The sequence below is a fragment of the Stagnimonas sp. FW305-C-60 genome, from assembly GCF_058782965.1.
The window spans coordinates 51,222-63,550 of sequence record NZ_JBYSYF010000002.1 but is presented as its reverse complement, the minus strand read 5'-3'; the positions used below and the strand labels follow the sequence as shown (position 1 = coordinate 63,550).

The following is a 12,329-nucleotide window of genomic DNA, read 5'->3' as shown; positions in this document are numbered from 1 at the left end:
ACACAGCTGGGGGGCGCTGCTATTGCCCTGGCTCTATGCCTACCTCGTCGGGCTGACGCTGTGCCTCGCCCTCATCTGGCCGGAGCGCGCCTGCGCCCAGCGCGATCCGCAGGCCGAAGCGCAACGCAGGCCCGGCGGTGCGATTCAGCGCGCCATCCCGGTGCCTCCTGCCATGCGCGAGGGCTTGTCCAGTGAACAGGGCAAGCCAGCGCCGCCTCCGGCCTATTTCCGCGAGCGCGAAGATGGCTGGTTCTGGTATCGAGACCCGGCTAAGCCATCACCGCCGGTTCCTCTGCCGGCGGCACCGACGCCGCCGCCATTCCGCGACACCGATCCCGATGTGGATGCCAACGACCCTCTGAAGCGCATCGCGCGCCAGCGGGAGCGGCTGGAACGCATCCAGGCGCTGGCGATTCTGGAACCGACGCGCCAGAACGTCGCTGCCTATCTGGAACAACATCAAGCCCTGATGGAGCAGTCGGAACGCTTCGCCGACACCTGGCAGCAGGTGGTCTGGACAACCCCGGCACTCGATAACAGCTTGCGCGCACCCACCGGCAGCGCCGCCTATGTGCGCGCCGACGCCGATGCCGAGGGGCTGGACCAGCGCCTCACCGAGGCCGCGCAGCACTACGGTCTGATGTTCTTCTTTCGGGGCAGTTGCCCTTACTGCCATCAATTCGCGCCAGTGCTGAAAGCCTTTTCCGAACGCTACGGCTTCAGCGTAGTGGCCGTCACGCTCGACGGCGGCACGCTGCCGGAGTTCCCGCAGCCCAAGACCAATGACGCGGCAGCGACGGCTTTGAAGGTGGAGAGCGTGCCCGCCGTCTATCTCATCGAGCCGCGCCAGCGCACGGTGGCGCCCGCGAGCTTTGGCTTCATCGGCTACTCGGAACTCGCACAGCGCGTGGACACGGCGCTCCAACAGATTCGCAGCACCCCGGAAACCCAGGGCCTGGCCCTGAATGGAGCACCGCCATGAAGCGCCTCGCCCTGTCCCTGATCGCCGCCAGCCTGCTGGCCTCGCAGCCCGTGGCAGCGGGCGTCGGTGGCGATCTCGAAGCCTTCTTCAACGATATGAACTATGTGAACGTGACGCGCCCCGGCGTTTACGAGGGTCAGCAGGCGGGTTACTTCACTGGCGGCGGTCTCTATGCCCGCACGCCGGTGCGCGACTTCCAGCTCGTGGGAGTGCAGATGCCGCGCTTCCGCGCCGGCTGCGGCGGCATTGATGTCTATACCGGCGGCTTCAGCTTCATCAACGCCGAGCAGTTCGTGCAGTTCCTGCGCACGGTCGGCCAGAACGCGAAGGGGCTGGCCTTCATGCTCGCCATGAAAGTGGTCAGCCCGCAGATCGAGCAGACCATTGCCTGGCTGCAAGAGAAGGCGCAGATGATTAACCAGTTCACGATGGACTCCTGTCAGGCGGCGGGTGCGGCCATCGGCGGCGCGCTCGAACTCATGGGGCAGGAAGAACAGGCGTGCATCACACGACGTGTGTCCAAGCTCGGCGAGGACTATGGCGCGGCGAAGGTGAAGTGTCGCAACAACCCCAACGACAAGCCGTCCCTCAATCCAGACGAGGACGACATCAACTTCCACGAGGGAAACATCGCCTGGCAGGCGATGATAAAGAACAGCTTCTTCCGCAGCGACCTCGAAGTGGCTCAACTGGTGATGAACATCACCGGCACCGTGGTGACGACCCGCGATGGCGGTTCCGATCCGCAGACCACCACTCGCGTCATCCCATCGCAGCTGGTCGCGCAGGGCGGCAGCGATCCGCTGATCGCCGCCTTGCTGAATGGCGGCACAGTGCAGATCTACCGCTGCGAGGACGCCGAGGTGGATACCACCAAGTGCGTGCTCTTCGGTGGTAGCAAGAGCGACCTCAACATCCCAGCCAGTCAGGCGCTCGATGGCAAGGTTCGTCTGCTGCTACGTAGCCTGGCCGAGAAAATCGCGACCGAGAGCGCGCCGCCCACCGAGGAGGAGCGCGGCCTGATCCAGGCCACCAGCCTGCCGGTTTACAAGTTTCTGACGGTCTCCACGGCCTATTTCGCGGGCAATGTGGAATCGGAGATCGCCACCTTCTCTGAGCTGATTGCGAAGGACATCGTTCACGCCTACCTGCTCGACCTGCTGAAGAAAATTGCCGATGGCGCGGGCGGCTTAGAGGAGACCAAGGGCAAGGCGGTGACGCAGTTCCAGGCCGACATCCGCGAAGCGCGGCAGCAGCTCGCGCAAAGCCAGCAGAAGATCGGCGAGGACTACGACCGCGCGCTCAACTTCGTGGTCAAGGCCCGCGACTACGAACGCGCCCTGGTTGGGCGGCTTTCGCCCACGGTGCTGCAATCGGCGATGTGGTCGGCGGCACGCTGAGCGGCAGCAATGGACTTCGAGGTCTTCACCTACGGCGGCGGGGAGTTCCTGCGCGTCACCTTCAACGCCGTGGCAGCGATGCTCGACAACGGCGACTACCTCACCGCGCTCAAGGCGGCTGCGACGGCGGGTCTGCTGGCGGTGCTGGTGCAGGCCGCGTTCAAGGGATCGGCCATCAATCTGCCCTGGCTGCTGGGCTTCATCATGGCGTTCTACGTCCTCATCCTGCCGCGCGCCAACGTCATCGTCACCGACCGGATTGATCCCACGCAGTCGGCGGTCGTCTCCAACGTGCCGATGGGCCTGGCCGCGACCGCCGGGCTGTCCAGCCTATTCGGGGACTGGCTCACGCGCGGCTTTGAGCTGCTGTTCGCGCTTCCCGACGAGATGGGCTACTCCGGCAACGGCCTGCTGTTCGGCTCGCGCCTGGTGGAGGCGAGCACGCACTTCGAGATCACCGACGTGCGCACGCAGGAGAACCTGGCCGAGTTCTGGCAGCAGTGTGTGTTCTACGACATCCTGCTGGGGCGCTACACCTGGGAAGACCTCTACTGGCACAGCGGCTATGACTCGCTCTGGCTGTTCGTGCAGGACCGCACCTCTACCGTCCGCGCCTTTCCCTATTTGCCCGCAAGCGGAAGCCGCACGACGCTGATCTGCAAGGAGGCGATGGACGCCACCAGCGGCCCGCTGGCGCTGGACGTGCAGGAGTCGCTCGACAAGGCGCAACGCTTCTACGGCCCGCAGCTGGTGCGTGCGGACTCGGTGGACAGCGCCGTCACCCGCTTCGCGGCCGCGATGCCCGTGAGCTACCAGTTCCTCACTGGGCTCTCGCTGTCCGCCGAGCAGATCATCCGCGAGAACGCGCTGGCCAACTCGATGAAGCGCGGCGTCTCCGCCTGGGCGGCGAAGGTGGACGCACCCGCCGCCGCGCAGGACTTCGCGCTGGCCCGCGCGGAGGCCGAGCGGCGCACCGCCTATGGCGCGTTGGGCGAGCTGGCGGCGCGGATGCTGCCGCTGATCCGCAACATCATGGAAGCCTTCATCTACGCCGTGTTTCCCATCGTGGCACTGCTGCTGATGCTGCCGGTCGCGCACAAGGTCGCGGCGTCCTATCTCAAGATGATTCTCTGGGTGCAGCTCTGGGCACCGCTCTACGCGGTGCTGCACGGGGCCATTACGGTCTATACCCGCTGGCCTGCCGAGGCGAGCCTGCACTATGTGACGCCTACGGGCACGACGGAGACGGTGCTGTCGCTCGCCAACTACACCGGACTGGCGCAGGTGATGAGCGATCACGCGATTCTGGCCGGGTATCTGACGCTCTCGATCCCGATGATTGCGTATCTGCTGGTGAGCTTCAGCGGTTCCGTGGCTGCGGGGATTGGCGGGCGCATCCTGCAAAGCTACGAAGGCCCGGTGAGCCAGGGCGCGAGCGAGGCGAGCACGGGGAATCTTTCGCTGGGCAACACCAGCTTCGGCAATGCAGGCTGGTGGGCGCAAAACACCGCGCCCAGAACCACCACCGGCGGGGTGGAGATGCAAGGTGCGGACGGCATCCGGCGCAGCATCACGCCGACGGGCGAATACACCAGCTTCCCGGAGTCCAAGCTGCCGGTGAATGTCGGCATAGACCAGGCCATGCGCGAATCCTTGAGCGCCCAGCAGGCCGAGTCGGTGAAGGCGGCGCGCAACGATATCGCCGCATTCACCACCGCCACCGCTGCGGCCTACCAGAACCTCACCTCTGTTGCCGAGCAGATCAACAACAGCCAGGGCTTCGCTCAGCAGTTCGACTCCGGGCTTTCGGCGAGTGCCTCGAAGCAGACGGACGAGGTGCAGAAGCTGACTCAGCAGTTTGCTAAGGAGAATGGTCTGCGCGAGGAGCAGGCCGCGCAGGTGCTGGGACTGGCCACTCTGTCCGTGGCGCAGCCGGGTCTGCTGAAACTGGTCAATCCTGTGGATTTGAGCGGACAGGTCGGCATTCGCGGCACCAGCCAGGCCACCGACAGCGAGGTCTTCAAGCGCGCACAGCAGTTCGTGCAGGACACTGGCTACAGCCAGCAATATGGCGAAGCTCAGGACGCCACCAACAGGATGTCATCGAGTTTCCGGGGCGAAGCCAGCCAGTCCGGGCTAGATCAGGTGCAAGCTAGCTTTCAGGCCAGCGAAGACCTGCGGCGCACGGCCCAGGCCAGCCTCGAACGCGCTGAAACATTCACCACGGCGCGCGAGCGAGTGGACTCCTCTGGTGTCTCTCTCACCACCGACCTCAACAACCCATTCCGGCAATACCTCGCCGAAGTCGTCGCCGGTGGCGACACGATGTCCGCCGACCGTGTGCTGCAACGTGCGCAGATGGGCAGCGATGCCGACCGCGAAACCGTGCTGCGCGCGGCGCGCGACTTCGCCAGGGACGAGGCGGGTGAAATCGCTGGCATCAAGTCAGCACCGGAGTCTGGCGACCTCGCGGCGCGAGGGCGCAACCAGATCGAGACGCTGGATCAGCGCGGCCGGGGCGAGATCGTGGCTCAGGATCAGTCCTACCGCCGGGATGTGCAGACCGCGCGCGAGATCAGTGTTGCGCAGGAGAAAGCGGAAGTGCTGGATCAGACCACTGGCACTGCCGCAAGCGTGGAGGATCGCCGGGCGGCACTCGGCGCACAGGCGCAGAGTGGCGACAGCAAGACGCGCGTCGGTGGCGAGCCGCTACGGGAACGTGTCGAGGCCGAAGCCGATTCGCCCAATCAGGGCTTGCTGGGCACCGCCCTCGATGGCGCGGGCAAAGTGGTGCCCTACGTGGACAAGTTCAGCGACATCCCCGACAAACTGCTTGGGCCAGATCGCCGTTAAGGGCGCAAACGGGGATCGAACCAGGCTGAAGCCGGAGCGATTCCAGAGGGGTCGCGCATGTCCTTGTCGAGCCGCTCGCGGACTCTGCGCAATTCTTCCGCGCGTTCGCTCGGCAATCCGCGTGCGTCGCTGCGTTTGCGCAGCGCCCAGATCGCCAGACCCGCCGCAGGAACCGCGAGCCAGGCACCGCCCACACCCCAGCAAAAGGCCACCAGCAGCAGCGCCAGTGCGGTGTCGCAGACAGTGAGGAGGCTGAGCTTCATAGGCCGAATCCTCCGCCTCTTGCCGCAAGCCTGCAAGGGGCAAAGGCACATGCCGTAAGGGGCTGCTTCAGTCCATGACTTGCGAACGGTAGGGGCTCAGCGAAGGGGAATGGCCCTACCCTAAATGGCCATCCCGCGCGCGTGATGAAAAGGGCGGTAGAAACCCACCGCGCGCGACGGATGGTTTCCAGTCGCGGTGGCTTTCCGAGGGTCCGAGAATCGTCGGAGGAGGCGTGACGGATGGCCATCATCGAGAAACTGGACGGCTTGGGCTTGCGCTCGCTGGCACCGCCACTGCTTTGGCTGATCGAGCGCACGGGTGGCATGGCGAGGGCGTTCGATAACGCCGACGAACACGCCGAGCGCCTGCTGCTCCAGCACATCGAACGGTGCTCAAGCCTGACTCAGGACGATGCGCGCGTCTTGCTGATGCAGGTCTGCGTTGGGCTTCCCGCGTTCCGCTACCGGGTGGGTTCGGCAAGCGGCCCTGAGGTGTGGCACCCGCTGAAGGAATCCCTGGAGCAGTTTGAGGCCCGCCAGGGCGGCGTGCTGTTCTGGCTCGATGTCGAACTCCATCCGCCGATTCCTGAAACCCTGGAATGGTTGCGCTCATGGGGCTTCTGAGCCGCTGGCTGGGCGCGGCCCCGCCAACAATGCCAAGTGAATCTGGGCACCCGTCGCCGTTGCGGCGGCATTCGGTTCAACCCGGAATCCGGTTGATCGAAGCGCACGACGCGGTGATCGCTGCGATCCGGCAACAAGTCGGCGTGCCGCAGGCGCACTGGGCGGCGCTGTATCAGCCGTTGCTGAGCAGCTACGCAGCCTTCGTGCAGTCGCTTCCAGCCTCGGAGGCGCACCACCACAGCGAACCGGGCGGGATGCTCGCGCACGGGCTGCAAGCCGTGCTGCACGCCTTGACCTTACGGCGAGGCATCCTGCTGCCTTCCGGCGCGAGCGCCGAGGAGCTGGCCGAGAAGCAGGATGTATGGACGTATGCAACGGCGACCGCCGCCCTGCTGCACGACATCGGCAAGCCGCTCTGCGATCAGCAGGTGCTGCTGTTCGATGTATCGGACAAGGCCCTGGGCCAGTGGGATGCGCTGGCCGGGGCGATGACCGCCCCTGCGGCAAGCTATTCGGCGAGCTTTCGGCGCGGACGGCGCTATCGGCTTCATGCACGGTTGCCGCTGATGCTGGCCCATCACATCGTGCCTGCCGCAGGCCTGCGATGGCTGGCGGCGGATCTCGATGTTTTCGAGTCCTGGCTGGCCACGCTGGCGGGTGGTGATGAGGCGCTGGCGGGCGATCTGGGCAAGCTGGTGCGTTCGGCGGATGGTCTGTCCGTCGCGGCCGATCTCACGGGCACCATGCCACAGCGCCAGAACGCGAGCGGTGCTAAACCGCTGGCGGAACGCATGGCTACTGGCCTGCGTTATCTCGTGGATCAGGGACGCTTGCCGCTCAATAAACCCGGTGCGGGCGGCTGGGTGGCCGACGACGCACTCTGGCTGGTGAGCAAGCGGGCGCTGGATGCGCTGCGCGAGCATCTGCTGAGTGAGGGACAAGGCGGCGTGCCCAGCCGCAATGACCGGCTGATGGACGAGCTGCAAAGCCACGGTATCGTCACGCGCAACGGGGAGCGCGCGATCTGGAATGCCACCATCGAGCAGGGAAGCTGGTCGGTAAGCCTGACACTGCTGCGCGTGCCGCTCTCGCGCCTCTGGCCCGATACCGAGGCCCGGCCCGCCGCGTTTGAAGGCCGTGTGATCCCGGAGTCGGGCGCTGCCACAGACGCCGAAGGTGTTGTCTCGGGCGAAGCATCCGAGAGGCTTGCGACGGCGGAATCTGCCGCAGTAGCCGAACCACAAGCGCCGAACAAGGAGCAGAGATTCACAGAAACGGTTCCAGGAGCAGCGTCGGGCGAAGACAGTCCCGACGACACGGAGGGTGAATCTAACGCACGCCATCCCCCCAGCGATTTCCTGAGCTGGCTGCGAGAAGGCATCGTCGGCGGGCGACTCAAGGCCAATACTGCCGATGCACGAGTTCACTACGTCGAGGAAGGCCTGTTCCTCGTCTCACCGGCGGTGTTCCGCGACTTTGCCGGGGTCAGCGGCTGGGAGTCGGCCCAGAAGAAGCTGCTGAAGCTGCGCCTGCACCGCAAGACCGCGCAGGACACCAACATCTGGACGTATCGCGTGGTGGGCGAGAAGAAGTCGGGGGCCTTGCTCCGTGGTTTGCTGCTGCCCGATCCGGAAGGCTTGCTCGGCATCGCCGTGCCTCGCGTCAATCCGGTGCTGCATCGGGCGACGGAGCCGGGTGAGCTGGCGGCAGCAGGCCGCCCGGAAGTGTTTCCAGTGGAAACACCTTGAGGCCGACTGCCGATGAGTGAGTATTTCGACAACCGGCTGCGGCCAGCCTTCGAGTTCTTCCCGGCGGTGGTGCTGGGAGCCACCGCCATCGCGCTCTGGAAAGACGCAGGCCAGCTGATTCCAGTCATGCCTGACCTTGCCAGCGCAACCGCTGGAGTATTCGGCGTCCTATCGCTCTGGCGCGGCTGGCAGGGGCTGAGAATCCTGCGCTACCGGGCCAATCTGAGGCAGCTGCCGCGCTACGGGCTCGATGCCGACGCTATTCCGGTTTCGCGCAGCAAGCTGTTCCTGGGCCGGGGCTTCCGCTGGGATCAGCGGCACAGTCAGCGATTGATCGAGACTCTCGACCCGGCCAAGCGCCGCTGGCTCGATCCGGGGCCGCTGTATCGGGTGGCCAGGGAACTAGAGCTAGCCGCAGAAGCCCGGCCCTGGCTGGAACCACTGGCGCGTCTGACGCGCCGCGACAGCCGCTGGAACCCGCTGCGCCCGCTGCCGCCAGTGGGTGGCAACGCCTGCCTGCACGGCGTGGGACTGGAAGACGAGCGCGAAGTCTGGATGGACTTGGGCGACCGCGTGGCGCACACCCTAGTGCTGGGCACCACCCGTGTCGGCAAGACCCGGCTGGCGGAGCTGCTGGTGGCCCAGGACATCCGCCGGGGCGAAACCGTCATCGTCTTCGACCCGAAGGGCGATCTCGACCTGCTCCGGCGCATGTTCGCGGAATGCCAGCGCACGGGGCGGCTGGAGCAGCTCCACATCTTCCACCTCGGCTACCCGGAGTTCTCGGAACGCTACAACCCGGTCGGTGAGTTCGGGCGCATCACGGAGGTGGCCTCGCGCATCGCCACGCAGCTCCCGTCCGAAGGCAACTCGGCCGCCTTCCGCGAGTTCGCCTGGCGCTTCACCAACATCGTAGCGAGGGCGCTGGTGGGTCTGGGCCGCAAGCCCGCCTATGCCGACATCGCCCGCTATGTGACCCACATCGAGCCGCTGCTGATCGAATATCACGAGCTGTGGTTCCGCACGAACGGCCCGGCGGATTGGCGCGAGGCGGTCGCCACCATCGCTGCAAATGTGAACGAGAAGAACCTGCCGATAGCACTGCGCGGGCGCGATCCGCGCGCCATTGCGATGGTGCGCTTTGCGAAAGAGCGCGGCCTCTACGAGCCGGTAGCCGATGGCCTGCGCAGCGCCTTTGAATACGACAAGACCTATTTCGATAAGCTGACCGCCAGCCTGCTGCCGCTGCTGGAAAAACTCACCAGTGGCCGCGCGGGCAGCCTGCTGACGCCGGACTACGGCGATCTTTCCGACCAGCGGCCGGTGCTGGACTGGATGCGCGTCATCCGCCAGCGGGGTGTGGTCTATGTGGGGCTGGATGCGCTCTCCGATACCGAGGTGGCCAGCGCGGTCGGCAATTCGATGTTTGCCGATCTCACCTCGGTGGCGGGTTCGCTCTACAAGTTCGGCGATACCCACGGCCTGCCGGAGGTGCCGGGGCATCAGCGCGGCAAGGTCTGCATCCACGCCGACGAGTTCAACGAGCTGGTTGGCAACGAGTTCATTCCCCTGCTCAACAAGGGCGGTGGCGCGGGGATGCAGATCACGGCCTACACGCAGACGGCGTCCGACATCGAGGCGGGCATCGGCGATCCGGCAAAGGCCGGGCAGATCTCCGGCAACCTCAACAGCCTCATCATGTTGCGGGTGAAGAACGAGGAAACCGCCGAGTTCCTCACCACCCAGCTTCCGAAGGTGCGCGTCTATACAAAGCTGGCAGAGAGCCGCAGCACCGACGACAACGACCCGGAGACCGCCACCGATTTCACCTCCGCCAACGCGGATCGCGTGACCGAGGTGGAGGCGGAGATGCTGCAACCTGCGGACCTGGTGCAGCTGCCGAAGGGCCAAGCCTTCGCGCTGCTCGATGGCGGACGCCTCTACAAGCTGCGTCTGCCACTGGCCGGAGCCGATCCCCTTTTGCCAGACGGCGTCGAGGCCATCCGCGCCTGGGCACGGAACCGTCACCGTAAAGCCCCAAGTGAATAAGACCCGCTGGATTGGCCTGCTCTGGTGGCTGAAATGGGCGCTGATCGTGCTGGCGCTCACCCTCGTCAGCCACCTCTTCTACACGTTGTGGCCCTACCCACAGGGTCAGGCGCGCGGCGCCGCCGCCCTGCAAGCCAATCTGGAACAGGAGTGGGCGCTGCTGGTGGAGTTGGGCGACTCACGCTTCCCGCCGCTGGCCTATGCCATCCACGACGGGCTGTATGGGGTGCTTTTTGAGGCTCCGGGCTTCGACTTCATGCTGCGCCGGGCGGTTGATCCGTCGCCGATGGCCGATGGCGACGAACTGATGCGCAAGTTCGTGCTCGGGACTCGCGAGTTCTGGGAATCCGCCGCCACCGGCCTTCAACTGTTCTCGGCGCGGCTGGCTGTCCTGGTGTTGACCTTGCCGTTGCTGAGCCTGGCTGCGCTGGGCGGCTTTGCGGATGGCCTCGTCGCCTGGTTTCTGAGGCGCACGGGTGGTGGTCGGGAATCCGGCTTCATCTACCACCGCGCCAAGCGGGCCGTGGCCTATAGCCTGGTGCTGACAGCGGCGGTTTACCTGGTGCCGCCCATCCCGATGAACCCCCGCTGGGTGCTGCCCCCGCTGCTGCTGGTTTTTGCAAGCGGAATCCGATTTGCCACCGCTTACTTCAAAAAATACTTGTAGCTGATTGCGATCAGTAGGGTTCCTATCACATCAAGAAAGGGGTGGAACCATGTTCGACGCACAACCCAGTCACAGCTTCCGCGACATCTACGTCCACTACATCCGGTTGCACCGCACGAGTCCGGCCATGCATCGCCAGCTCGATCTGGTCATCCGGCTGATGGAAGAGGACTTGGCCGTCAGCCGTCCTAGCGAGCTGAACACTGACAAGCAGGTGCTCTGGCGCGAGAAAGTTCTGGAGCGCGCCAGCGCCGTGACTTGGAACAACTACCGCCGGCATGTGCAGGTGCTGTTGCGCTATGCCGTCACCAAGAAGCTGATCGCGGAAAACCCCTGGGAGCTGTCGTCGGAGCCGGTGGAGGAGGTGTTGCCGAAGACCGTCAACATTGACCGCCTCAACGACATCCTGGCTGCCTTGGGGCGCGAGGGCGGCGATGTTGATCCGCCGTGGTTCTGGCTCGCGGTGCTGCGCACCCTCTACATGACCGGCATTCGGCGACGGCAGCTGCTGGGCCTGCGCTGGCCCGACTTCGATTTTGAGAACGGCCAGATCACCCTGCGCTCGAAGACCAGCAAGACACGGCGCGAATGGTCGGTGCCGATGATGAAGGAGCTGGCCGCCGACATCCGTGTGCTCCAGGCCAAGACCAGGGCCGTGACCGGCGAGGACTACCTGAGTCACGGGCAGGTGTTCAACGTGACTCTGTTCCTTCGCCGCCGCCGCAACCCGGCGCTGAAGGAGATGAACGAGTGGCATCTGGCCAACTTTTTCCGCGCGCTCCAGAAGCATCACGGCTTCAAGGCCAGCCCGCACAAGGTGCGCCACACCTTCGCCACCGAGCTGGCGAGGACAGGGCGGATCAAGACGCTCCAGCGCATCCTCGGCCATCGGGACGTGCGCACGACATTCTGCTACGTCCACCCGGACATGGATGAGATGCGCGACCTGATGACCAATCTCCGTGCCCGTAAGCCCGCGCGCGGCTTTGTTGACGCTACTGTCTCGCGGGAGTAGCCTGCCAGTGACCAGATCAACACTGGCGTCAAGGTGGCGATTCTGTTGAGTTTTCTAGGCTGGAGAAGCGGGCCGGAAGACTGTACGGGAAGCATGAAGGGGAGGACTCCTTCGTGCCTCAAGCTCAAAAGAAAAACCCGGCGTGTTGAGCGCCGGGTTTGAGAGTTGAAGCTGCGAAGGATTGGTGGGCTGCCAGGGACTCGAACCCCGAACCTACTGATTAAGAGTCAGCTGCTCTACCATTGAGCTAGCAACCCGCTTTGAAACTTTTATCTGGGGTGACCGACGGGGCTCGAACCCGCGACAACCAGAATCACAATCTGGGACTCTACCAACTGAGCTACGGCCACCGTAGACCGCTATTGTATCAAACCTCTTTTCAAATTTGGTGCGCCCGGAGGGAATCGAACCCCCGACCGACTGCTTAGAAGGCAGTTGCTCTATCCGACTGAGCTACGGGCGCGTACCGACAATCGTAGCAATGGCGGAGAGGGAGGGATTCGAACCCCCGGACGGTTGCCCGTCAGCGGTTTTCAAGACCGCCGCAATAGACCACTCTGCCACCTCTCCGGGATCGCAAGCCTGGGGTCACACTGCCTTGAGACTGGTGTAGCTGGTGCCGAAAAGAGGAATCGAACCTCCGACCTACTGATTACGAATCAGTCGCTCTACCGACTGAGCTATTTCGGCATCCGCCTATGATAACGGATCGCCCCTGCACTCGATAG

9 protein-coding genes and 5 tRNA genes are annotated in these 12,329 nt (G+C 64.8%); 8 read left to right on the top strand and 6 right to left on the bottom strand.

The window, feature by feature from the left end; genetic code table 11:
* Nucleotides 1-22 precede the first annotated feature (22 nt).
* The 3 genes from AC3WT6_RS07205 to AC3WT6_RS07195 are packed head-to-tail and all read left to right on the top strand — an operon-like array spanning nt 23 to nt 5,235.
* Complete coding sequence (locus AC3WT6_RS07205; RefSeq protein ID WP_492652906.1) at nt 23-982, top strand: conjugal transfer protein TraF; 960 nt, start codon at nt 23-25, stop codon at nt 980-982.
* Nucleotides 979-2,382, top strand: coding sequence for a conjugal transfer protein TraH (locus AC3WT6_RS07200; protein ID WP_492652905.1), 1,404 nt, complete (start codon nt 979-981; stop codon nt 2,380-2,382). The genes AC3WT6_RS07205 and AC3WT6_RS07200 overlap by 4 nt, the downstream gene beginning before the upstream one ends.
* Nucleotides 2,383-2,391: 9 nt before the next feature.
* Nucleotides 2,392-5,235: a conjugal transfer protein TraG N-terminal domain-containing protein gene (locus tag AC3WT6_RS07195; protein WP_492652904.1), complete on the top strand. Its 2,844-nt coding sequence runs from the start codon at nt 2,392-2,394 to the stop codon at nt 5,233-5,235.
* On the opposite strand, the gene AC3WT6_RS07190 is transcribed toward AC3WT6_RS07195, so the two are convergent.
* The gene (locus AC3WT6_RS07190) at nt 5,232-5,498 is read right to left on the bottom strand and encodes a hypothetical protein (RefSeq protein ID WP_492652903.1); all 267 of its coding nucleotides are present in this window, start codon (nt 5,496-5,498) and stop codon (nt 5,232-5,234) included. The two genes, AC3WT6_RS07195 and AC3WT6_RS07190, sit on opposite strands and share 4 nt — an antisense overlap.
* A 240-nt stretch (nt 5,499-5,738) precedes the next feature.
* Here AC3WT6_RS07190 and AC3WT6_RS07185 point away from each other — a divergent pair, with 240 nt between their 5' ends.
* The 5 genes from AC3WT6_RS07185 to AC3WT6_RS07165 all read left to right on the top strand — a co-directional run bounded on the left by AC3WT6_RS07185 (nt 5,739) and on the right by AC3WT6_RS07165 (nt 11,601).
* The gene (locus AC3WT6_RS07185) at nt 5,739-6,122 is read left to right on the top strand and encodes a hypothetical protein (protein ID WP_492652902.1); all 384 of its coding nucleotides are present in this window, start codon (nt 5,739-5,741) and stop codon (nt 6,120-6,122) included.
* 92 nt (nt 6,123-6,214) lie between these two features.
* Nucleotides 6,215-7,870, top strand: coding sequence for a MobH family relaxase (mobH, locus tag AC3WT6_RS07180; RefSeq protein ID WP_492652901.1), 1,656 nt, complete (start codon nt 6,215-6,217; stop codon nt 7,868-7,870).
* Nucleotides 7,871-7,882: 12 nt separating this feature from the next.
* On the top strand, nt 7,883-9,919 hold the full coding sequence (traD, locus tag AC3WT6_RS07175; RefSeq protein WP_492652900.1) for a type IV conjugative transfer system coupling protein TraD: 2,037 nt from the start codon (nt 7,883-7,885) through the stop codon (nt 9,917-9,919).
* The gene (locus AC3WT6_RS07170; protein ID WP_492652899.1) at nt 9,912-10,586 is read left to right on the top strand and encodes an IncC plasmid conjugative DNA transfer DtrJ family protein; all 675 of its coding nucleotides are present in this window, start codon (nt 9,912-9,914) and stop codon (nt 10,584-10,586) included. The genes traD and AC3WT6_RS07170 overlap by 8 nt, the downstream gene beginning before the upstream one ends.
* A 127-nt stretch (nt 10,587-10,713) precedes the next feature.
* Nucleotides 10,714-11,601: a tyrosine-type recombinase/integrase gene (locus AC3WT6_RS07165; protein ID WP_492652898.1), complete on the top strand. Its 888-nt coding sequence runs from the start codon at nt 10,714-10,716 to the stop codon at nt 11,599-11,601.
* Nucleotides 11,602-11,783: 182 nt separating this feature from the next.
* On the opposite strand, the gene AC3WT6_RS07160 is transcribed toward AC3WT6_RS07165, so the two are convergent.
* The 5 genes from AC3WT6_RS07160 to AC3WT6_RS07140 all read right to left on the bottom strand — a co-directional run bounded on the left by AC3WT6_RS07160 (nt 11,784) and on the right by AC3WT6_RS07140 (nt 12,291).
* A tRNA-Lys gene (locus AC3WT6_RS07160) sits at nt 11,784-11,858 on the bottom strand.
* Between the two features lie 17 nt (nt 11,859-11,875).
* A tRNA-His gene (locus AC3WT6_RS07155) sits at nt 11,876-11,951 on the bottom strand.
* 36 nt (nt 11,952-11,987) lie between these two features.
* Nucleotides 11,988-12,064 (bottom strand) — tRNA-Arg (locus tag AC3WT6_RS07150).
* 19 nt (nt 12,065-12,083) lie between these two features.
* A tRNA-Ser gene (locus AC3WT6_RS07145) sits at nt 12,084-12,171 on the bottom strand.
* A 44-nt stretch (nt 12,172-12,215) separates the two neighbouring features.
* Nucleotides 12,216-12,291, bottom strand: a tRNA-Thr gene (locus AC3WT6_RS07140).
* Nucleotides 12,292-12,329 lie beyond the last annotated feature (38 nt).

Excerpts from the sequence above, each read along its gene's own strand:
- AC3WT6_RS07190 (WP_492652903.1), bottom strand. The coding sequence starts at position 5,498 with ATGAAGCTCAGCCTCCTCACTGTCTGCGACACCGCACTGGCGCTGCTG.
- AC3WT6_RS07195 (WP_492652904.1), top strand. The coding sequence starts at position 2,392 with ATGGACTTCGAGGTCTTCACCTACGGCGGCGGGGAGTTCCTGCGCGTC.
- AC3WT6_RS07185 (WP_492652902.1), top strand. The coding sequence starts at position 5,739 with ATGGCCATCATCGAGAAACTGGACGGCTTGGGCTTGCGCTCGCTGGCA.
- AC3WT6_RS07200 (WP_492652905.1), top strand. The coding sequence starts at position 979 with ATGAAGCGCCTCGCCCTGTCCCTGATCGCCGCCAGCCTGCTGGCCTCG.
- AC3WT6_RS07165 (WP_492652898.1), top strand. The coding sequence starts at position 10,714 with ATGCATCGCCAGCTCGATCTGGTCATCCGGCTGATGGAAGAGGACTTG.
- traD (WP_492652900.1), top strand. The coding sequence starts at position 7,883 with ATGAGTGAGTATTTCGACAACCGGCTGCGGCCAGCCTTCGAGTTCTTC.